The sequence below is a fragment of the Phytobacter ursingii genome (assembly GCF_001022135.1).
Lineage (GTDB): Bacteria > Pseudomonadota > Gammaproteobacteria > Enterobacterales > Enterobacteriaceae > Phytobacter > Phytobacter ursingii.
This window is the reverse complement of sequence record NZ_CP011602.1, coordinates 5485859-5508237: the sequence shown is the minus strand read 5'-3', so window position 1 is coordinate 5508237 and position 22379 is coordinate 5485859. Positions and strand designations below refer to the sequence as shown.

Here is a 22379-nt window from a genome sequence, read left to right as displayed (position 1 = left end):
CCTCCTGGGGTTATTCAAGCCCGCAGCATAGCGACTGACGCACAGGCTGAGTCGTTCATCTGAAGCCCGAACAGTTGTCTGAACTTCAAATCGTATTTGCAAGGAGGGGTATAGATGAGCGTGTCAAATCAACGTTGTGCAGGCATTGATGTTTCGAAAAGCACTCTGGATATTGCAATCAGCAATATTGCCCAGTCATTCACTGTGCCAAATGAAGATGGCGGTTTTAATCAGATACTCAAAGAGTTAAAGCGAAATGAAACTCAACTGATCCTGATGGAAGCCACCGGGGGACTTGAGTCTGGTGTGGCTGGCTATCTTCAGTCTGAAGGTTTTGATGTGGTTGTTATCAATCCCCGACAGGCGCGAGATTTTGCCCGCGCAATGGGCTATCTGGCTAAGACCGACCAAATAGATGCCAGAGTCCTGCTACAAATGGCAAAAGTTATTAACCAGCATCCTGAGCGGGAAAAATATATTCGTCCCTTACCTGATGCTCACAGGCAGTTGCTGGCAGCAATGGTGGTCAGACGCCGACAATTAACGATAATGCTTACAGCTGAGCGAAACAGATTGCATCCATCGCATCCTCAGAATCACGAAAGTATCAGATTTATTATTTCGGTATTAAAAAGTGAAATGGCTCGTATAGAAGCTGAAATGTCAGCCTATATTTCGAAAAATTTCAGTGAATTATCTGCATTATTGAGCGCCGTTAAAGGTGTTGGTGCAGCGACTGTTGCCGTGCTGCTGGCTGAGGTTCCGGAGCTTGGAACGTTGTCACGACGTGAAATTAGTGCGCTTATTGGGGTTGCTCCAGTAAACAGAGATTCCGGCACAATGCGCGGTCGCCGAACGGTATTTGGAGGGCGAGCCTCCGTCCGAACAGCTCTCTATATGTCCGCACTGGTCGGGACGAGGCACAACCCAGTAATTAAAGAATTCTATACACGCCTCGTTGCCGCAGGAAAACCAAAAAAGGTTGCACTGACCGCCTGCATCAGAAAACTACTGACCATCCTTAACGCAATGCTGAAAAATAATGAAGCATGGGATCCGTTGTATCACCAACATGCTTCGTAATCGGGTTCGAGGACAGTTGCTATGCTCAACTATAGGGCAGGATCGTCTATGGAGACGGGGTCAGTCCAATTATCCGTGGCGATTCAAATCATGCCGGTTGACCAGACTTCTGACGAAAGCAATTCGCAGCGGACCCGGTCGCGGATATGGGGGGCACGACTTTTTCGTTGCAATGCTTCGAGTGCGATTTTTTGTTCTGCGGTCAGCTCAATATTCATAGCCGTTAACATGATCCTGATTTTCTTCGAAATCAAGCATCTTCAATGATCACGGGTATAGTTCATAACTTACTACGTTGCCATTACCGCGTCATTCTTAGATGATCTACATTTCATAAAACACTTGATTCCATTTTGTCTCTATTAAGAAAAATAAAATGTGAACGCTGTCAATTCTGTAAACGTAAAAGATAAATATTGTATACGCGGATGTTTGCTGGCAAACAGGCATATGGCAATCAGGATCTTTTACGGAACATTGTGTATGAAAAATAATATTGAAGAGACAATAGGTAAGTACTTGCCTATTTTAATGATATTACCTCTGGCTGGGTTGGCAGAGTTGGCGTCTTTATATTCAATCCAGGCTTTATTACCAAAGTTAAGTGAGGTTTATAATATCCCATTGAATCAGGTAGGGATGATTTTGTCTGCTGAGGTGGGGTTTCTGGCATTAGCCATGTTATTTAGCGGCACGTTATCTGACCGTTTTGGGCGAAAGCCAATCATTTTTTATTCGTTGCTGGCAGGAGGTACTTTAACTCTACTGTGCGCAACTGCATCATCATGGCCGATGCTGGTGGTATACCGCGCTTTGCTCGGCATTGCAGTAAGTGGTATTACGGCGGCTGTTACAGTCTATATCAGTGAAGAAGTCTCTCCTGCTTTGGCAGGGATTGTTACTGGATATTTTATTTTCGGCAATTCGCTAGGGAGTATGTCTGGTCGTGTGTTTGCAACTTTGATGATGGAGCACGTATCTATAGATACGATTTTCTTTATCTTCGGTGGTGTTCTGATTGCTATGGCACTCGCGGTGAAGTTGTTTCTCCCGACATCCCGACAGTTTATTCCTACACCTTCACTACAGCTTGGTGCAGTGTTGAAAGGCGGGTTGGAACATTTTAAGAATATCCGCGTATCATTATGTTTTGTCATTGGATTTATTCTTTTCGGCTCTTTTACGTCCATCTTTAATTTTCTGGCGTTTTACCTGCATCGACCGCCTTATGAGCTGAGCTACACTTGGATAGGTTTGATTCCTGTCAGCTTCTCATTAACTTTTTTTCTTGCGCCATATGCTGCCCGTGTCGCGTTGAATATTGGGTCGATGAATGCGATCAGTATGCTGCTCATCTGTATGATGGTCGGTGCATTTCTCACGCTGATCGCCCCCTATCTGTGGGTTTTCATCTCAGGTATCGTTTTACTGTCAGTCGCATTTTTCTCTGCTCATTCCACCGTATTAGCCTGGGTCAGTTCAAGGAGTCCAAAAGCAAAAGGACAGGCGACATCGTTTTATCTGCTTTGCTACTACTCTGGCGGTGCAGTAATGGGGTATTTAAACGGGTATCTTTTCTCCTGGCAGGGATGGAATGCTATTGCGGTATCATGTCTGGTGATGCTGGGGATTGGATTATTTATCTGCCGGTTTATTTTCGCAAAATATGAGAAACAACCGCAAATCAAAACACAGTCAATTCAGGAGACTTTCTGATTATAGACACGAAGTGTTTTTTTATACTTTCCATAATGGAATCATCATTTTTTCATTAATGTGTCACTATAGCTAAAAGCTTAAACTGTGAATATTTGGCTACCCGGATATTCGTTGCTCCAGGAATATATATGTCTGCTAAAACGCTGTATGAGAAATTAGTTGAGTCACATACCATTCGTGAACTTGATAACGAAGGGCATGTTTTACTTTATATTGATCGTTCAATACTTAATGAATATACCAGCCCGCAGGCATTTAGCGGGTTAAGAGAGCGCGGTCGCACCGTTCGGCACCCCGACACGTTTTTATTGAATATTGACCATGTTAATCCTACTCGGTCGCAACGGGATGTCTTAATGACAGATCCGGGAGGACAGCTACAGGTTGATTACTTTCGGGAAAATGCCGCCGACTTTGGCATCACATTATTTGATGTGCTGGATCCGCGTCAGGGGATTGAACACGTGGTTGCTCATGAACAAGGGCTAGTGATGCCTGGAATGGTGATCGCCGCCGGGGATAGTCACACGACAACCTACGGTGCATTTGGCGCGCTGGGCTTTGGTATCGGGACGTCGGAAATTGAACATCTGCTGGCCACGCAGACGCTGGTTTACCGCAAGCTCAAAACCATGCGCGTAAGCGTTCAGGGAGAGCTACCTTTCGCCTGTTCCGCAAAAGATATTGTTCTTGAATTGCTTGAACGTATTGGCGCTGATGGCGCTACCGGATATGCCATTGAATTTGAGGGGGAGGCCATCAGCGCGTTGAGCGTTGAAGGACGAATGACGCTCTGCAACATGGCGGTAGAAGCGGGGGCGCGTGGTGCCATTATTGCGCCGGATAAAAAGGTTTTTGACTATATCTACGGTAAACCGCAAATGCCTGTAGGTGAACTCTGGCAGCAGGCATTGCTGGAATGGTCACAGTTGAGCAGCGATGCTGATGCGGTATTTGATAAGACGGTGGCGATCAACTGCCATGATCTTGAGCCTAAAGTCACCTGGGGAATCAGCCCGGATCAAACGGGTTCCATCACCGGACGTGTCCCTTTCCCGGAACAGGAAACCAATCAGCTTAAACGCCTGGCGCTTGAGAAGGCCCTTCATTACATGGGATTAACGGCTGGCATGTTGCTGAAAGATATTCGTATCTCTCACGCTTTTATTGGTTCATGCACAAATGGCCGCATTGAGGATTTGCGTGCCGTTGCGAAGGTGCTTGAAGGGCGCAAAATCGCCAGCCATGTTCGCGGGATCATTGTGCCCGGTTCAACAATGGTCAGACGCCAGGCGGAAGAAGAAGGGCTGGCGAAAATCTTTATTGCTGCCGGTTTTGAATGGCGGCAGTCAGGTTGCTCAATGTGCCTTGCGATGAATGAAGATGTGTTGTCGCCCGGAGATCGCTGTGCATCAGGTACGAACCGTAATTTCCCTGGACGACAGGGCGCTGGAGCAAGAACGCATTTGATGAGTCCGGCGATGGTTGCAGCGGCGGCGGTAGCTGGGCATCTGGTCGATGTTCGCTCATTACTTCAGGCAGGGGAATAAGATGGATACGTTTAAGCAAATCAGCGGGCGAATTGCGCCGATGCTGGAACCGAATATCGACACCGATGTGATTATGCCAAAACAGTTCCTGAAAGGGATCGATCGCCAGGGGCTGGATAAAGGGGTGTTTTTCGATCGTCGCTTTATGGCTGGCGGCCAACCAAATCCTGATTTTATTCTGAACATGCCGGGCTGGCAGAGCGCGACATTCCTGCTGGTTGGCCCCAATTTTGGCTGTGGATCGAGTCGCGAACACGCCGTATGGGGATTAAAACAACTAGGAGTACGGGGGCTGATAGGTAGCACATTTGCAGGCATTTTCGATGATAACTGCCAACGCAACGGGATCCTCACTGTCTCATTAGATGAACCTGCTTTGGCGCGCCTGGCGCAGCTTGCCGCGAGTGCTGATACCAATGCTATCACTGTTTCACTCGATCGCTGCGAAATTACGGCGGCAGAGGAAACGATCTCCTTTGTAATCAGTGAACTCAAACGGGAGATGCTGGTCGCAGGCGAAGATGCGATAGCCTGGACATTGCAATACTTGCCGGATATTGAAAATTTTGAGGTTGCGCATTATTCACGGCGGCCGTGGTTGAAACGCCCTGCATCCCCGCGCGGTTAAGGAAGAAGACTGTAATGAAACTGGTTCAATATCTTGTGAACGGTGGCAAATGCTACGGCATTATGCAGGAAACCGGAATAATCGATCTCTCGCGGCGGCTTGGCAACAAATATCCCACGTTGAAATCTCTACTATGTGCTAACGCGCTGACGGATGCGGCGTTATGGTGTGATGAGCCGGCGGATTATTACTACCAGGATGTCGCCTTTCTGCCGGTGATTGACGATCCGCAGAAGATCATCTGTGTCGGAATGAATTACGCCGATAAGCGTATTGAGTTTAATGAAACCAACCCGGCTCCAACTCTTTTTGTCCGCTTTGCGGATTCTCAGACCGGGCATAATGGCCCGCTGCTGAAGCCTGAAAATACCAATGAGTTCGACTACGAAGGTGAATTAGCCGTAGTAATTGGGCGGCCATGCTCCCGTGTCAGCGCTGAGGATGCTTTAGATTATGTCGCCGGATACAGCTGCTATATGGATGGTTCAGTGAGGGACTGGCAGCATAGCTGGTTTACGGCTGGAAAAAACTGGCCTTCGACAGGAGCATTCGGTCCGTGTCTGGTGACCACAGACGACATTCCCGATCCCCAGGCGCTACGTTTACTGACGCGACTAAACGGACGGGAGGTGCAGAACGAATCTACGGCAAATATGATCCATCCTATCGCTTCACTCATTGCTTATATAAGCACCTTTACTCTGCTTTCCCCTGGCGACACGATCCTCACAGGGTCGCCTGGTGGAGTGGGCAAAAAACGCGTTCCGCCGCTGTTTTTATACGATGGTGATGTTATTGAAGTTGAGATTGAACATATTGGAACCCTGCGTAATGTCGTCCGGGATAGCCGTTATTTAACATCATCTGTTAGCTGGTATGACGGGAGAAAGTGATGAGTACACTGATTGAATGCGGCGCTTCTCCGTTTATTCCGGGGTTTGCGCTCAAGGATGTTCGTCTGGAAAATGGTCTGACGGTAAGAGTGGCTATCGGAGGCAGCGGTTCACCTTTGGTACTGCTACATGGGCATCCGCAGAATCATACGACATGGCGGAAAGTCGCACCGACATTGGCGCAAAATCATACAGTCATTTTGCCGGATTTACGTGGCTATGGCGACAGCGATAAACCAACGAGCGATCCGGCGCACCGTACCTATTCAAAGCGCACCATGGCGCAGGATATTGTCATGTTAATGGACGCGCTCGGCTTTTCCCGTTTTGCCTTCGTAGGGCACGATCGTGGAGGACGCGTAGGCCACAGGCTCGCGCTGGATTATCCGGATCGTGTGACATGTTGTACTTTTATCGACATTGCCCCAACCGCGACGATGTACGCCTTGACCGATAAATCCTTTGCCACGCGTTACTTCTGGTGGTTTTTCCTGATTCAACCCTTCCCGTTACCCGAAACGATGATTGCGCACGATCCGGCATTTTTTCTGCGTAAGCATATTTCGGGTCAGCTCAAAATAGAGGGCGCGACCTCGCAGGAAGCATTCAATGAATACCTACGCTGTTACCAGAATCCTGAGATGATCCACGCGATCTGTGAGGACTATCGGGCTGCTGCGACGATTGATTTGGACGATGATGCCGCAGATACGTCGGCGCGTATCCGGTGCCCGTTGCAGCTGCTGTGGGGCGGACTGGGAACGGTAGGGCAACTGTATGATGTGGTTGATACTTGGAAAGAAAAGGCGCTGAACGTTCAAGGGGAAGCATTGCCTTGCGGACACTCCCCGCAGGAAGAGTGCCCTGAGTACTTTATCCAGAAACTTCAGTCCTTTTTACATTCAGTGCTATAACTCGGTCATCCTTTGCAACTTCGCACTGATGCTATGAAAACGACACCTGTAGGAAAAAAACATCGCCAGCCCCTTGAGAGCTGGCCTTCTGTTGAAGATCTTTTCGTTTTTGTCACCGTTGCCCGCAACGGTGGATTTGCCCGGGCAGCGCTGGAGTTGGGGCTATCTCCCTCCTATATCAGCAAACGTATCGCTATCCTTGAAAAATGTCTCAACGCCCGGCTTTTTTTTCGTAATAACAGAGTGATGCGCCTCACACCGGAAGGCGAAAATGCGCTGGGTGGGGCTATGCAGGTCGTCAGTGAAATGGATGGTTTTGTAAGTCGTCTGGATAATCAACGTGGCGTGTTGGCTGGTAATATCACCATCAACTGCTCATTTGGTTTTGGGCATAAATATGTCGCAGAGGCGCTGTCGTCATTTATGATCGCCTATCCTGATATTACGGTAAAACTCACGCTAACGGATCGTGAAGTGGATCTGGTGGAAGAGGGGGTGGATATTGAAATTCGCGTTGGGGATGACATCAACGAATTGTATATCGCACGGCAGTTAGCCACTAATCGACGGATCCTGTGTGCTTCCCCTGAATACCTCGAACGCCACGGCAAACCAGAGTCTGTTAGTGCGCTTGTGCAGCATGATTGCCTGATGATTCAGGAAAAAAACTCGGCATTTGGCAATTGGATATTAACAGACGGTAAGCAGCAGACACATTGCCGACTAAACGGTTTTCATTCTTCCAACAGCGGCAGTGTGGTGCTTATTTGGGCACTGAAAGGCCATGGCATTACATTGCGGTCGGAATGGGATGTTGCGCAGTATATTGAACGAGATGAGCTGGTTCACGTGTTGCCTCAGTGGTATCAGGAAGCGAATATCTGGGCTGTATACACCCGGCGTTCATCAAGTTCTGATCGTATCAAAACTTGCATCGATTTCCTCACTGAGCATCTTGCGCAATGCTTGCCAGGCGGCAAATCACCGGGCGTGTTGTGATACCCCACCATGTGGGCCAACCTCCGCATAGATGCCTCCGTTTTTACCGGAGTTATCGCCAGGTTTAAGTGTCATATTTTTACCTCCCGCTTTCGGGGTGAGGAATATCGGAGGTTGAGGCGAGGGTTAATATCGACCAGATGGCATTGGCCGAAAAGCATAAACGCTGTGGGACGAAAGAAAAGCACAATGATGGTTAATGACGACCGCGAGTTGGGATTAATTAATCAGCCGTCATAATCTCCTTAATTAATTGATGCTTGCGGCGTGTTGCTTCGCTTTCTCAATGGCGTGTGTGTCAAATATATACTGCTCGTAACCGGCAGTCACATTCTTCACTCTGTATATTTTCCACTTGCCGCTCTCTCTTTTTAAGTAGACCCCAATTTGATATGTCTGATTGTTTTGCCGACCCAGCCAAACATCAACATAATTACCACCAAAGGAAATTTTTGCTTTTCCAACTTTCAACAAGGGGATCCAATCTGCTGAATAATCTTGCGCATATGTATAGTAATCGGTATCGATAATCTCCTGCTCATAAATATGAGAGATAGTATTTAGTTGGGCTAGTGTATCCTTCGAAATATACCCGTGATCATTGAAGATGCTTGATTTCGAAGAAAATCAGGATCATGTTAACGGCTATGAATATTGAGCTGACCGCAGAACAAAAATCGCACTCGAAGCATTGCAACGAAAAAGTCGTGATCCCCATATCCGCGACCGGGTCCGCTGCGTATTGCTTTCTTCAGAAGGCTGGTCAACCGGCATGATTGCGCAGTCCCAACGTATCCATGAAACAACCGTTTTGCGCCACCTGAATGAATCGCCACGGGTTTAACAGACACCTCAGAGTCATTTAAGATGGCTTAAAGAGAGGTGCCCATGAGCGGTAAGCGTTATCCCGAAGAGTTTAAAACTGAAGCAGTCAAACAGGTTGTTGATCGCGGTTATTCTGTTGCCAGCGTTGCAACACGTCTCGATATCACCACCCACAGCCTTTATGCCTGGATAAAGAAGTACGGTCCGGATTCTTCCACTAATAAAGAACAGTCAGATGCTCAGGCCGAGATCCGCCGTCTCCAGAAAGAGCTGAAACGGGTTACCGACGAACGGGACATATTAAAAAAAGCCGCGGCGTACTTCGCAAAGCTGTCCGACTGAGGTACGCCTTTATCCGTGACAACTCCTGTTGCTGGCCTGTTCGCCTGCTCTGTCGGGTGCTGGATGTTCATCCCAGTGGTTTTTACGCCTGGCTTCAGCAGCCGCATTCACAACGCCATCAGGCAGACCTGAGACTGACAGGACAGATTAAACAGTTCTGGCTGGAATCGGGATGCGTCTATGGTTATCGCAAAATCCATCTGGATCTGCGTGACAGCGGGCAACAGTGCGGAGTAAACAGAGTCTGGAGACTGATAAAACGTGTCGGAATAAAGGCTCAGGTCGGATACCGAAGCCCGCGGGCACGTAAAGGCGAGGCCAGTATCGTGTCACCCAACAGGCTCCAGCGACAGTTCAATCCGGATGCTCCTGATGAGCGTTGGGTAACGGACATAACCTACATCAGGACCCACGAAGGCTGGCTGTATCTTGCCGTTGTTGTTGATCTGTTCTCACGCAAAATTATCGGCTGGTCCATGCAATCCCGGATGACAAAGGACATTGTCCTGAACGCACTGCTGATGGCTGTATGGCGGCGTAATCCCGAAAAACAGGTGCTGGTTCATTCGGTTCAGGGCAGTCAGTACACAAGCCATGAGTGGCAGTCGTTCCTGAAATCACACGGCCTGGAGGGTAGCATGAGCCGTCGCGGTAACTGCCATGATAATGCGGTTGCAGAAAGTTTTTTCCAGTTGTTGAAACGTGAACGGATAAAGAAAAAGATCTACGGAACGCGGGAAGAAGCCCGCAGTGATATTTTTGATTACATCGAAATGTTTTATAACAGTAAGCGTCGGCATGGTTCTAGCGAACAGATGTCACCGACAGAATATGAAAACCAGTATTATCAACGGCTCGGAAGTGTCTAGATTATCCGTGGCGATTCAAAATAAACCAGCAAGTACAGGTAGCATGGTGGAGACATGGTGAAATAGATATGAGTCAAAATTCACATAATTTCATCAATCTCCGGGTCTACCGCTTTTCGGATCTAGGGTGAAAAAGTGAGAAGTAAGGATATGTTAAACCTATTCATATGCCCTACATCTGCATATGCTATAACTATACATATACCATGCATCTACATATACTTGGCATATGATGAAGATTTCAGTATTTGAGTATGTTTTTCATTCGACCTGGCGACTCCAGGAACTGGAGGAAATTATGAGAACAGTTTCTATTTTTAAAAACGGCAATAACCGCGCCATCCGTCTGCCTCGTGACATGGATTTTGAGGGGGTGAGCGAGCTGGAGATCGTCCGGGAAGGGGACAGCATCATTCTGCGCCCCGTCCGGCCGACCTGGGGCTCATTCCTGGAGCTCGAAAAGGCAGACCCGGACTTTATGACGGAGCGCGAGGACGTTGTCAGCGACGAAGGACGAGTTAACCTGTGAACAAAATGTATATGCTCGACACGAATATCTGCTCGTTCATCATGCGCGAGCAGCCGGAAGCCGTGCTGATGCGACTGGAGCAGGCGGTACTGCGCGGCCACCGTATCGTGGTCTCGGCCATCACTTACGCCGAAATGCGCTCCGGCGCCACCGGCCCGAAGGCCTCCCCGCGCCACATTGCGCTGGTTGACGCGTTCTGCGCCCGCCTCGATGCCGTCCTGCCCTGGGATCGCGCCGCGGTGGATGCGACCACTGAGATTAAGATGGCGCTGCGCATGGCCGGCACGCCGATCGGCCCGAACGACACGGCCATTGCCGGACATGCAATTGCGGCTGGCGCCGTACTGGTGACGAATAATGTGAGGGAGTTTGAACGGGTGCCGGGCCTGGTGCTGGAAGAATGGGTAAATTAAAAAAACATTTTCTGAGGTTACGAAAGTCCGCTTCGTGCCCGGGGAGGGCATTATGCATACCAGGGAAGCAAAACCGGAATGCTTCCCCGTGTGGTGCGCTGCATCATGAAAACCTCCTGCCTTTTAACCGGAATGGCTGGTTAAGTGCTTAAGTGGGAACAACCTCTGCCTTCGCAAAGAGGGGCCTTAACCGAAAGAAATCTCGTCCGCCCATTTTGTCGCTGCCTGCATGGCCTCGATGACGGAGAACTCACTGATATTCAGCGTATGGCAGATTTCTGAAGCGCCTTCCCAGTTATACTGTTCATAACACAGAGAAAGAGCCAGTATGTTATAAAGATCTCCTTGATGTTCACAAAGCGCAGCTGAGACAGCATGCGGAACTGATATCTGTTTAATTAAATCTTCCATCGGTACTTCAAGAATAATATCTAACAAGGAGAACAGGCCACACACAAATGCATTACAGGGTAATAAAGCGCGTTCTGTCTGGCGGGCAATCAGTTCACAAAATTTCCCGCGGACCATACTTAAATGATAGCACTCAGAAACGCCAGCCACGCCCATATTTGCCAGTGCAGCTACCGTAACAAAACGCCTTATCGCATCACACCCCAGATACATCAGCATTTCTTTCAGGGTAAAATTATCTGTTTTCATAATGCCATGCGATTTAAACAGTAAGTTTCTTACATAACGCATTATTTTATAAGACAACGTCAGATCCGTTTTTAGCAGGCTTTCAATAGCTGAAAAATCAGGGGCCTCCCTGTTTACCTCCATCATCAGCCTGCACAAAGAGAACGTATTCTGAGGAAGACATTTATTCTTCATAATCTCGGGCCGGCTAAAGAAATACCCCTGAAAAAAAGAGAAACCCGCGCTCTTGTACAGATCAAATTCTTCCTTCGTCTCCACTTTTTCTGCGAGAAATTCTGTGGCTTTTAACCAATCTTGTTTTACGTTTATATAATGAAGGATATCCTGATAGCTATTTCCTCTTATATCAAATTTAATGACACTGATATACCTGAGGAAGCGATCCCACGAGTCTTTCATCGTGAAATCATCGAGGGCAAGCTGATAGCCTTTGTTATGCAGGTCCTTCACCGCATCGAAGAGCCTTTCATCAGGTATGGCGTTTTCAAGAATTTCGATAACCACATTCTCGTGCGGCAAAGCGTCTCCCAGGCCACTGATGAGCATCTGGTGCGGAACATTGATATAAGCACTATGACTGCAGGCAATGCGGGGAACAGGAATGCACAGAAACTGATCTGATATCACCCGTGAAGTGGCATATTCTGGCGAAACATCAGGAAAAGCATTATTCATACCATCCCTGAAAAGAAGCTCATAAGCGATAGTGCGCATTTCCCGGTCAAAAATGGGCTGGCGTGCAATGTAGGAATACATGTTTATTGTCCACAGATCGGAATTAAGGTTTTAATCAGTTCAAGCTTAACACAGACTATTTCAGCAATAAATGTGATCCGGTGCAAAAATCATGCATAAAAGAACCGGGAATATACGACATCCATATTCCCGGAAAAAAGAATTGATCACTGAGTTGTTACATATCTACATCATGATTGTGTTCGCAAGGATGGCTGCTGTCCAGAGGGAGTAAATCTTTATCCTAAATATTTGACATATTTCAAAGAACCAGAAGTAATGAATACACCTTCACCCTCCGCTATCAGTTGACGCAACTGATTCGAATTATCGTAAATATATTTTAATAAGCTAACAAACCATGATCGGGCTACGTATTAATTATTCCCGATACATCATGAATAAGAATGCAACATTTTTCTGTGAATATTCACGCGTAAAGAGTACTCGTAAACTGCGAAAGTTCTGTATAGTGTGAATACACCTGTCTATTAATGAAATTTATTCGTGCTGTGACCGGAATCATTCAGATCCCGGAGAGGGAAAAACCTGTCCATCCCCGCCATGCTTCCGGCGATCGGATGGCCTGGCTGAACCCGGCCCTGCTGAACGGTTCAGGTTTAAGGTTCCTTTGCGTACTGCAGTGATAACGCCCAGGGCAATACCTGTGAAAGCCTGCCGGCAAAACAGCAAAAACAGAATTTCAGATGGCAGTTACAGAGTTTCACTGTCGTGTAATCAGGGCCTTTCCCTCCATCCGGAATGGCGTACGGCAGCAGGCACAGTGCATCCTCTGACCGCCTGTTGCATAACAGATATTTCACCCCTTTTTCTGACTTGGCCGGATGAATACCTTCCCGTTATGTCAGAATACCCATGGTAATGCGTCTGATGAACAGCAAAGAAAGGCCATATAATCTTAATGAACTTGTCGGGGAAGCTGCCTTCGATGTTCTTTTAACGGCTCAGCCTGTCACGACCGCCTCGATAATTCTTGCATTGCGGGCGCGCATGCTTACAGAACAGAACAGTGAAAGATGTCTCGCCTATCAGGGTGCAATTGACACTCTTACTTCTTACGCAGAAGCAGCCAGTGTTCAGCGATCGCGGAGGAAGAAGAGCATTACCCGTTCACCTGCGGAACAGTTTCCCCCTGTACGGCCAGGTAAATACCGGCACTGACTTCGCTGATCCAGCGGGACAGACGTGAAAGCCCGCCCCCCAATCCTGATGGCATACTCCAGGGAGATATAAACACGTTACGGACAAATCTGAAGAAGACCACAGTGCAGGGCAGTAATGGCGGAAGAACACGCCAGCACTGATGGTTCATTGTGATGTGTCTGCCGGGCCGGCGTTACCGACGAAGATGTCATCAATCTGGCTTCAGACTGACTGTCGTGCCCGGCCATCCTTTTTCAGTTTTTCCGGTAAGGATGTCAGCGGCAGCAACAGGTCATCCCTTCCGTTACTGTTTCTGATCCTCATACTGGTAATCATCAGACGCGGGTTAATATGTAAAACTGCCGGGATGCAACTCAGGACCGGAAGACACAGAGAGTTACGGTTCGTGTTAAAAAATTTAATTCACAGGCGCGATGCATCAAGACCGGCCGCTTTTAGTCTTTCCGCGATTTTCATTATTCTTAGAACTTCACTTCTGAATGATTTATTAATGCCAATGCCTTCACAGATCACTTCACAGTTAAGATGTTTTAATGTGTCGGCATATTTTATTAATTGCAAATTCATTTCTGCCGTTTTAGCGCCGGGAGCAGCGTCGGCAATGGCTTTCTGTATTGCAGAATAGACCGGCAAGAGGGTATCCATTACGTCATCCGTCAGTTAAAGGGCTCAACAAAATCACATTGCTGAGCCGAAAAGTATAACAGTGTAATTACTGCTGCCGGCCAGGTTCATAGCGCTGCCGGGACATGACCGCAATGCAGAAGGAAGGCCTTCCTGAGGTCAACAGACCGGAAAAAAAAGCAACCATCCTGACTCCTATCAGTGGTTAAACAGCAGATGTACACCTTTTGTTGCACGTATAACCGGGGCAGACTGACGGACTGAGGATAGCAGAAAGGGTAAAGATAACAACACAAAGCCCGACTTCCGGCAGGATGGCAGGAGACGTGGGTCTCGTCGTGTAAGGGTTACAATAGTATGATGCTTTTCACCCGCTCAATAGCAGGACGGATACCATTGCGCCGGAGCCACTGTTGCCCTGACGGGTCATAACATAATTCAAACCGTATGCTAAACTCTGTCACCTTATCCTCAGCCAGGCAAGTTCATGTCTATTACGCGCAGCGGAATTGATGGTATTTCCTGAACTGCAGAATTAAATACCGGAGCGTTAATTTTGTCAGCCCTTTCTGAACTGTTAATAAGTGAAGTGATCTGGGAAATGCTATCCGCTAATGAAGAAGTCTCACAAGCGTCTGTCCTCTCCCGCCTCTGTATCCGTATGCTTGCAGAATGGGATGAGAAAAGATGTTATGCCTATGTAACGGCGATACGTAAATTAAAATACGACCTCAATGTGAAACGGGTAAACCTTAATTAAATATATGCGCAACTGTTTACACTTTGTGTAAAAAATGAGGTAATGGTGCCAACTTACTGATTTAGTGTACGATGGTGTTTTTGAGGTTCTCCCGTGGCTTCCATCTCCATCAGTTGTCCCTCCTGCTCAGCTACTGAAGGCGTGGTGCGTAACGGTAAAAGTACTGCCGGACATCAGCGCTATCTCTGCTCTCACTGCCGTAAAACATGGCAGCTACAGTTCACTTACACCGCCTCTCAGCCCGGTACACACCAGAAAATTATTGATATGGCCATGAATGGCGTCGGATGTCGCGCCAGTGCACGCATTATGGGCGTTGGCCTCAACACGATTTTACGACACTTAAAAAACTCAGGCCGCAGTCGGTAAACTCACGCATACAACCGGGCAGTGACGTCATTGTTTGCGCGGAAATGGACGAACAGTGGGGTTACGTCGGCGCTAAATCACGCCAGCGCTGGTTGTTTTACGCGTATGACAGGATACGGAGGACGGTTGTGGCGCACGTATTCGGTGAACGCACGTTGGCCACGCTGGAGCGTCTTCTGGGCCTGCTGTCGGCCTTTGAGGTCGTGGTATGGATGACGGATGGCTGGCCGCTTTATGAATCACGCCTGAAGGGAGAACTGCACGTTATCAGCAAGCGATATACGCAGCGCATTGAGCGGCATAACCTGAATCTGAGGCAGCATCTGGCAAGGCTGGGCAGGAAGTCACTGTCGTTCTCAAAATCGGTGGAGCTGCATGACAAAGTCATCGGGCATTATCTGAACATAAAACACTATCAGTAAGTTGGAGTCATTACCGAAAAATATTTACTACATACTCCCCATCAAATCCCCTAACGTCACCATCAGCATCATTGAGTCCATCGGCGACGGCTCAAAGCCCACTTTCAGATAAAACTCCCGCGCTTCGTCAGACAGCGCATGAACCAGCATCCCGCGAATGCCGATAGTCTCCGCCACCTGAATCACCCGCAGCCCGGCATCACGCACTAAAGCTCGCCCTACCCCCTGCCCATGCAACGATTTATCCACCGCCAGACGCCCCAACACCACAACCGGGATTGGGTCAGGCATATTGCGGCGAAAGCGACCGGGGGCGGTGTTTGTCGTCACTGCGCTGGACGCCAGCGAATAATACGCCCGTACATTAGAATTATTGTCACAGCTAACAAAGGTACGGGATGCGCCTGTGATTTGATTTTTCATCGCCCGCTGTTTTAGCCAGTTATCCATAGAATCCACGCCGCAACAAAATGAAGTTAATACATGCCCGGCGTGGAGAGGCTCAGGGGCGGAAATCATTTATTTTGCTCCCACGGCGCTGGGGTCTGCATAGTTTTACGAAGCGCGGCATTGGGTTCAGGAGCCTGATCGAGACGAGTGAGAAATGCCTGATAGGCATCGGGATCGGCCATAATAATACGCTGTTCAATCAACGCTTCCTCTGCGGCCGCACGAGCGGCTTCCAGCACGAAATCCGTGCGGTTTTTCCCTTTGGCTTTCGCGGCCCGGTCGATAAGATCGCGCTCGGCGGGCTTGATGCGCAGGTTCAGGGTTTCGCGCTTCATCGTCATACTGTTTGCGGCTGGCATGGTGTTATCCTCTGGTGTTTCTCTGGATATTAAGTATACAGCACACGTAACGCAGATGTCAGTACGTCAAATTCAGAGGGAATCGAATCGGAGTATCGAACCGGACATGTTTTTGAATATTCAAATCTACTGAACTGATTTAAAAGCAAAAACACGGGTCAACCACAGGGTCCTGACAACTTATCAAAAACGGATTCATGATGAAATACAGCTAAATAGATTGCTGAACGAGTCCGGGCACCACTTATTTAAAGAAACCAGCCTAAGGGCTGGTTTTTTGCTTTTGGTTTTCTCCCTCTATCTGCGGGAGAGTGTCGGGTGAGGGGCGGCATGCAGCCCCTTCTCTCCCGGATGCGGCTACGCCTTATCCAGGCTACGTGATTGTAGGTCGGGTAAGCGAAGCGCCACCCGACAGAATTTTCCCGGATGGCGGCGCAAACGCCTTATTCGGGCTACGGATCCCAGCCCGCCCTTCTTGTATGACTCCTGCCCCGCACCCATAAACCACATAAAAATCATGCCATTATAGAAATATTTTTTAACATAAACTGTTTACATGGTAACGATAATTCATATCATCTTGATAATCACTATCACCACTGAGGTGATGCGTTTGCGGCACAGGAGAATCAATGCCGCCTTACCTTTGGATTAATCAGGATTACCACAATAATGAAACCTCGTTACTTTTGGACATTAAGTCCTTGTTTACTCATGATGTTAAATACAAATGCCGCAGCCGAAGGTCAAAAAGAAGAGACACTGGTGGTGGCCGCCAGCCGTGCGAATCACAGCATTACCGACATGGCGCAGACCACCTGGGTCATTGAACAGGCTGAAATCGAACAGCAGGTTCAGGGCGGTAAAGAGTTCAAAGAGGTACTGGCGCAGCTGATTCCCGGTATGGATGTCAGTAGCCAGGGGCGCACCAACTACGGCATGAATATGCGTGGTCGTTCGATGATGGTGATGGTCGACGGCGTACGTTTAAACTCCTCGCGCAGCGACAGCCGCCAGTTGGACTCTATCGATCCATTTAATATCGCCCGCATTGAAGTTATCTCCGGTGCCACCTCTCTCTATGGCGGCGGCAGTACCGGTGGCTTGATCAATATCGTGACCAAAAAAGGCCAGCCGGAAACGGAAGTCGAGTTTCAGACGGGCATGAAGACGGGCTTTAACAGCCATAACGATAATGACGAGAACATCGCGGCGGCGGTCAGCGGCGGCAACGACAATGCATCCGGACGCCTGTCGGTGGCGTATCAGCGCTTTGGCGGCTGGTATGACGGCAAAGGTAATGAGGTCAATATCGATAACACCCAGACCGGTCTGCAGTACTCCGACCGCCTGGACGTGATGGGCACCGGCACGCTGAATATCGACGCTCATCAACAATTGCAGCTCACCACTCAATATTACAAGAGCCAGTCCGACGGCAAGCACGGCCTGTACCTTGGCGAGAATTTCTCGGCGGTGACAGGTTCTGGTAACGCGTACAATAAAAACAACCTCGACTCCGACCGCATTCCGGGCACAGAGCGCCACCTGATCAACCTGCAATATTCAAACACTGATTTCTGGGGCCAGGACCTGCTCGCGCAGATTTACTACCGCGATGAAAGCCTGACATTTTACCCCTTCCCTACCCTCTCCGGCGGCCGGGTGACCAGTATTGGCGCATCGCAGCAAAAGACCGATTTCTACGGCGGCAAGCTGACCATCAACAGCAAGCCACTGGAAGATTTAACGCTAACATGGGGCGTGGATGCCGAGCATGAAACCTTCGACGCCAACCAGCAATTTTTCGACCTCAACAAAGCGGCGGCCAGCGGTGGCATGAAGCTGGATAATGCGTATAACGTTGGTCGTTATCCGGGTTACAGCATCACTAACCTCGCACCGTTCCTGCAAACGAGCTACGACATCTCTGCCATCACCTTAAGCGGCGGCGTGCGCTACCAGTACACGGAAAACCGGGTCGACGACTTTATTGGTTATGCCCAGCAGCAGGCCATCGCCACGGGCAAAGCCACGTCGGCAGACGCAGTGCCGGGCGGGAAAACCGATTACAACAACCTACTGTTTAACGCAGGCATTCTGGGCCATCTGACCGATCGCCAGCAACTGTGGTTTAACTTCTCACAAGGGTTTGAAATTCCGGATCTGGCGAAATACTACGGCTCCGGCACCTATCAGTTGAGCAATGGCCACTATCGTCTGGTTAACAGCGTGAACGTCAACGACTCAAAACTCGACGGAATCAAAGTCGATGCGTACGAGCTGGGCTGGCGCTTCACCGGGGATAACCTGCGTACCCAGGTTGCCGCGTACTACTCGCTTTCCGACAAGACCATCAACATCAATAAAACCGACATGACCATCAATATTGAAGATGACCAGCGTCGTATTTACGGTGTGGAAGGCCAGGTGGATTACTTCTTTACCGACAGCGAGTGGAGCACTGGCGCGAACTTCAACGCCATCAAATCGCAGACCCGCGTCGACGGCAAATGGGAAAAGCTGACGGTCGACAGCGCCAGTCCGTCAAAAATGAGCGCATGGGTGACCTGGGCGCCGGGCGACTGGACACTGCGTCTGCAAAGTACCCAGACCTTTGATCTCTCTGATGAAGCCGGTAAGCACATTGATGGCTATAACACCGTTGACCTGTTAGGCAGCTATGTTCTGCCCGTGGGCAAGCTGAGCTTTAGCGTCGAAAACCTGCTGGATGAAGATTACACCACCGCCTGGGGACAGCGTGCGCCGGGCCTCTACAGCCCAACCTACGGCGCTGAGAATCTCTATACCTACAAAGGCCGCGGTCGTACTTTCGGCCTGAATTACTCGGTGTTGTTCTGATAGTGGCTGCCGCCTGCAACGTGGGCGGCAGTTTTGCTTAGGGCAGCGTCAACCCTTCTGTCGTACGCAGTCCGCACAGCGCTTTCATTCCTGCCGAAACTCAATTCAATGCGGGAGAACGTGAATCACTTTATCCTGTCAGAAAAGAGAAAACGGCCCAAAAAAAGGCCGTTCTAATCCCACAAATCCATCCAATTCACTCAAAACACCTTAAATAAACGGTATTAGACTGACGGCGGGTTTAAATTTTCTGACGCAACAACCCAACTCTCAGTTCTTCGAGCCCCAGACAAATGCGCCCTGGTCTTGCGGGCCGGTTCCTTTATAGACACACAGGTTACCGTCATCCTGCATAATCAGGAAGAATTTGCCACCGTCGGCAAGCCGCTGTGTACCCCAAAGGTATTTCCCCTGGTTACCCATTGTACCGAAGTAGGTACAGAGGTTGCCGTCGGCTTGCACTACCGTAAAGAACTGCCCGCCCGGCCCCGTTTTCTGGCTGCCCCAGACATATTTTCCCTGATTGTGGGGGGTGCCCTGATAAACGCAGAGGTTACCGTCGGCCTGCATGATGGCGAAATATTGCCGATTGCTGGAAATCAGCGTGCCATTCACGCCAAGCGGTTCCAACAGCTTGAGGTAATTGCTACGGATATCGCTTGAGCCCGAAATACTGTGGGGGCCAGAATATTGCCACAGAGGGTTCCAGTACGTATTGATCATCTGGCTGACCGCCTCCTTCCCTTCTACAAGATAATCAATCTCCGAAAGAAAGCCTGGATAGAGATTATCGGAACCGACCACGTACACCTCGTCATCGATAATCATGATTTTGGCGTGGTTGCCTGGTGCAGAGGGCACTTTGGAATAGATGTAACCACTGGCATTGATCACCGCCCATGCGGCACTGCCGATAACACCTTTCACCGGTGGCTCAACGGAAAGCGGCGGCTGTTTCAGAGTTGCCGTGTAACCTTCGGGACTCAGATCCGGCCATTTGTAGGTTACTCCCTCCTGCGTTTTGTTCGCCGGGACTTTATCCGTGTAATACAGCGGCGCAATATGCAGGCGTTTCAGGGCATTAGCACGCACACCGCCAGGGTCGCTAATAGGCGCATCCGTGGCGACATCATGTGTCATGTAATATTCCATCAGCTCGAATGTTCGGGAGGCTCCAGAACCAAAAGAATATTGATCGCCCGCCGCGCCGGCCCCGGCATCCAGCGGCGAAACAACAATTTGCACCTGTAGCGCCGTATTTTTCAGTAACGCCTCCAGCAGCCACTGACAAACTTTATGATCGGACCAGTTTTTCTTCCATGCGCTCACCAGATCCATCTGCGACATACGGATACTCTTTTTCGCATGCTTGATGAGCTGTTCTTTCATGATCTCTGCCGCTTTCTGAAAGCTCGTCGCCGGGTCCGGGCCATTCCAGTATTTCCCCAGCACCAGATTACGCGTGGCGAGTTTGTACTCTTCAAATCCGGCATATTTCGTATAGATTACACGCAGCGGGAAGACCGGAAGTTTCAGATCCAGCAGTGTTTTTAAATCCTGATCGCGAATATCCAGGCTCGCCGGGGCGTACTCCTCATGGTTTGCCTCCTGCTCGCCGCCATCAGACTGAACGCCCCCCTTATGAAGGGCAATAATTGCCTTTTGCTGGGCCTCGAGATAGGCCGCAACCTCAGGCTGCACGAAGGGGTCACGCGGTAATGAGGGATCGCTATCCTTGTTTTGCCAGCTGAGGTTGCTTACGTTTAACGTCTCTTTGGTAATCAGGTCTTTGCCGCATACCCACATTTGATTTAAGAAAAGCTGCGACCCCTGCGCAGGCTTGCCGTGGACAACCACCGACACATCGTGTACGGGAGGATAGCTGCGGAACAGATCCATATTCAGGTTATGTCCGCCAACCAGCGCCGATGTGCCATCCATGCTGATGATTTTGGTATGGTTCCACGTCATTTTCGTGTCGTCGACACCAATCACCGCGCTACCGAACACTTTGGCCTGAATCGCCGAAATGATCCCGGCACCGAGCCGATAGAACCGCCCCATCCAGATCTCGGGCATCACCTCCCACTCTTTGCCGCGCTCCTGAATCAGGCGAATCAGCCCCGCCTTAAACTCGGTATAGTTAGCCGGTTCACCAACCGGCGTGGTGGGGGTCTGGCCAAAAAAGAAACGGAACTGCGTCGGCTGAGTTCTGCCCATGCGTTGAGTTAAACAGGTATCAATGGCGCAAAAAATCACCCGCTGCCAGTCCGGGTCCGGACTATTGAGCGAGGAAACATCGCAGCGAAATTTGGTTTTTTGAATGATTTCATCAATGGCCCGGGAGAAATCCCTTTGTCGATTACGGGCCTGGGTCATAATATCCCGCCCGAAATTCATTCCCCAGATATGGGGCGTATCCATAATACGAATATACGACGGGCCGCTTAGCTGATTGAAATAGCCTTTAACGGCCTGTTCAACCCGTTCAATATAAGGTATATCCTCGCCGGAAAAAACGCCGGGGGAGGAATATGCAACAGCGCCAACGGGGCTCGCATTATTATGGCTTGGCGACTGATCCGTCGCATTCTGTCCGTCGAAGGTATAATAGGTCACCAGACCTGGCTCCGTACCAGTCAGCGGTTGATTCATTTGCGTGCTAATTTGTGCTGCGGATAGTGCAATATTCCAGACGCGAACTTCATCAAGCTCGCCATTAAATTGATTATATTGTTCTTGTCGTTGTGCCGCGGCTCCAATGTACAGCGGCAAGCTGTTATTGACGTTGACAGGCGGCGTAATATTGTTTTTTGGGCTTGATGAAACTAGCGTGCCATCCACATAGACAGAGAGCTGGTTGTTCTGACGAACACCCGTTAAAAAATGCCAGTTTCCATCGCTGATATGGGTGGCCACCGTATTAATTTCATAGAAACCAAATCCATTATCCGTCGCGAGTTTAATCAGACCGCCAGGTTTAATCACCAGTAAAAAACCACCGTTACCGGCACCGCCTTCGGTTGCTTTGCGTGAAATTACCGTGCCGGACGCGCGGGTTTTTACCCAGCACTGGAGTGTAAAGTCGCCTGTGCCAAAATTATAAACCGTGCTATTTGGCGCAGATAGATAAGACGGAGTTCCCACTAAATTGAGTGCATAGCTCATGATAATCTTTCCTGTGAATGA

The 22379-nt window shown here is 49.3% G+C and carries 19 protein-coding genes; 12 read left to right on the top strand and 7 right to left on the bottom strand.

Features of this window, described 5'->3' with window-relative positions; all coding sequences use genetic code 11:
* The first annotated feature begins 114 nt into the window (after positions 1 to 114).
* On the top strand, positions 115 to 1083 hold the full coding sequence (locus tag AB182_RS29565; RefSeq protein ID WP_047369795.1) for an IS110 family RNA-guided transposase: 969 nt from the start codon (positions 115 to 117) through the stop codon (positions 1081 to 1083).
* A gap of 83 nt (positions 1084 to 1166) precedes the next feature.
* Here AB182_RS29565 and AB182_RS32740 read toward each other — a convergent pair whose 3' ends face one another.
* A complete protein-coding gene (locus AB182_RS32740) occupies positions 1167 to 1313 on the bottom strand; it encodes a transposase (RefSeq protein WP_071845976.1) in 147 nt (48 codons plus the stop codon).
* Between the two features lie 247 nt (positions 1314 to 1560).
* On the opposite strand from AB182_RS32740, the gene AB182_RS29555 reads away from it, so the two are divergent.
* The 6 genes from AB182_RS29555 to AB182_RS29530 all read left to right on the top strand — a co-directional run bounded on the left by AB182_RS29555 (position 1561) and on the right by AB182_RS29530 (position 7786).
* Positions 1561 to 2799, top strand: coding sequence for an MFS transporter (locus AB182_RS29555; RefSeq protein WP_103281690.1), 1239 nt, complete (start codon positions 1561 to 1563; stop codon positions 2797 to 2799).
* 131 nt (positions 2800 to 2930) lie between these two features.
* Entirely contained in the window at positions 2931 to 4352 is a 1422-nt protein-coding gene (gene leuC / locus AB182_RS29550; RefSeq protein WP_047373149.1) for a 3-isopropylmalate dehydratase large subunit, read from the top strand.
* A 1-nt stretch (position 4353) separates the two neighbouring features.
* Entirely contained in the window at positions 4354 to 4980 is a 627-nt protein-coding gene (leuD, locus tag AB182_RS29545; protein WP_047373148.1) for a 3-isopropylmalate dehydratase small subunit, read from the top strand.
* A gap of 14 nt (positions 4981 to 4994) precedes the next feature.
* Complete coding sequence (locus tag AB182_RS29540) at positions 4995 to 5873, top strand: fumarylacetoacetate hydrolase family protein (RefSeq protein WP_047373147.1); 879 nt, start codon at positions 4995 to 4997, stop codon at positions 5871 to 5873.
* On the top strand, positions 5873 to 6787 hold the full coding sequence (locus AB182_RS29535; RefSeq protein WP_047373146.1) for an alpha/beta fold hydrolase: 915 nt from the start codon (positions 5873 to 5875) through the stop codon (positions 6785 to 6787). Before AB182_RS29540 ends, AB182_RS29535 begins: the two co-directional genes overlap by 1 nt.
* A gap of 33 nt (positions 6788 to 6820) precedes the next feature.
* The gene (locus AB182_RS29530) at positions 6821 to 7786 is read left to right on the top strand and encodes a LysR family transcriptional regulator (RefSeq protein WP_047373145.1); all 966 of its coding nucleotides are present in this window, start codon (positions 6821 to 6823) and stop codon (positions 7784 to 7786) included.
* 249 nt (positions 7787 to 8035) lie between these two features.
* Here AB182_RS29530 and AB182_RS29525 read toward each other — a convergent pair whose 3' ends face one another.
* Positions 8036 to 8332: a YbjP/YqhG family protein gene (locus AB182_RS29525; protein WP_263406554.1), complete on the bottom strand. Its 297-nt coding sequence runs from the start codon at positions 8330 to 8332 to the stop codon at positions 8036 to 8038.
* A 342-nt stretch (positions 8333 to 8674) separates the two neighbouring features.
* Between AB182_RS29525 and AB182_RS29515 the strand changes: the two genes are divergently transcribed.
* From AB182_RS29515 to AB182_RS29505, 3 genes are all read left to right on the top strand, one after another.
* A protein-coding gene (locus AB182_RS29515) for an IS3 family transposase (RefSeq protein WP_120785385.1) occupies positions 8675 to 9822 on the top strand; the annotation gives its coding sequence in 2 pieces (ribosomal slippage) (positions 8675 to 8912 and positions 8912 to 9822; 1149 coding nt in all).
* Between the two features lie 298 nt (positions 9823 to 10120).
* Entirely contained in the window at positions 10121 to 10351 is a 231-nt protein-coding gene (vapB, locus tag AB182_RS29510; protein ID WP_047373143.1) for a type II toxin-antitoxin system VapB family antitoxin, read from the top strand.
* Positions 10348 to 10764, top strand: a complete 417-nt coding sequence (locus tag AB182_RS29505) for a type II toxin-antitoxin system VapC family toxin (protein WP_047373142.1) — start codon at positions 10348 to 10350, stop codon at positions 10762 to 10764. Before vapB ends, AB182_RS29505 begins: the two co-directional genes overlap by 4 nt.
* 186 nt (positions 10765 to 10950) lie before the next feature.
* Here the strand turns inward: AB182_RS29505 and AB182_RS29500 are convergent, their stop codons facing one another.
* Entirely contained in the window at positions 10951 to 12180 is a 1230-nt protein-coding gene (locus tag AB182_RS29500; RefSeq protein WP_047373141.1) for an EAL and HDOD domain-containing protein, read from the bottom strand.
* A gap of 1566 nt (positions 12181 to 13746) precedes the next feature.
* Positions 13747 to 13989, bottom strand: coding sequence for an HTH-like domain-containing protein (locus tag AB182_RS29495; RefSeq protein ID WP_047368854.1), 243 nt, complete (start codon positions 13987 to 13989; stop codon positions 13747 to 13749).
* 832 nt (positions 13990 to 14821) lie between these two features.
* Here AB182_RS29495 and AB182_RS29490 point away from each other — a divergent pair.
* Positions 14822 to 15519, top strand: a protein-coding gene (locus AB182_RS29490; protein WP_223883564.1) for an IS1 family transposase whose coding sequence is annotated in 2 segments (ribosomal slippage) — positions 14822 to 15071 and positions 15071 to 15519 — 699 coding nt in all. Because the reading frame shifts where the segments join, the coding sequence is not laid out codon by codon here.
* A 27-nt stretch (positions 15520 to 15546) separates the two neighbouring features.
* On the opposite strand, the gene AB182_RS29485 is transcribed toward AB182_RS29490, so the two are convergent.
* The gene (locus AB182_RS29485) at positions 15547 to 16038 is read right to left on the bottom strand and encodes a GNAT family N-acetyltransferase (RefSeq protein ID WP_047373140.1); all 492 of its coding nucleotides are present in this window, start codon (positions 16036 to 16038) and stop codon (positions 15547 to 15549) included.
* Positions 16035 to 16328: a type II toxin-antitoxin system TacA family antitoxin gene (locus tag AB182_RS29480; RefSeq protein ID WP_047373139.1), complete on the bottom strand. Its 294-nt coding sequence runs from the start codon at positions 16326 to 16328 to the stop codon at positions 16035 to 16037. The genes AB182_RS29485 and AB182_RS29480 overlap by 4 nt, the downstream gene beginning before the upstream one ends.
* Positions 16329 to 17000: 672 nt before the next feature.
* Between AB182_RS29480 and AB182_RS29475 the strand changes: the two genes are divergently transcribed.
* Positions 17001 to 19190, top strand: a complete 2190-nt coding sequence (locus tag AB182_RS29475) for a TonB-dependent siderophore receptor (protein WP_047373138.1) — start codon at positions 17001 to 17003, stop codon at positions 19188 to 19190.
* A 270-nt stretch (positions 19191 to 19460) separates the two neighbouring features.
* Here AB182_RS29475 and AB182_RS31640 read toward each other — a convergent pair whose 3' ends face one another.
* Positions 19461 to 22358 carry a LamG-like jellyroll fold domain-containing protein gene (locus AB182_RS31640; RefSeq protein WP_082137109.1) on the bottom strand — a complete coding sequence of 966 codons (2898 nt, stop codon included), beginning with the start codon at positions 22356 to 22358 and terminating at the stop codon, positions 19461 to 19463.
* Positions 22359 to 22379: the final 21 nt, after the last annotated feature.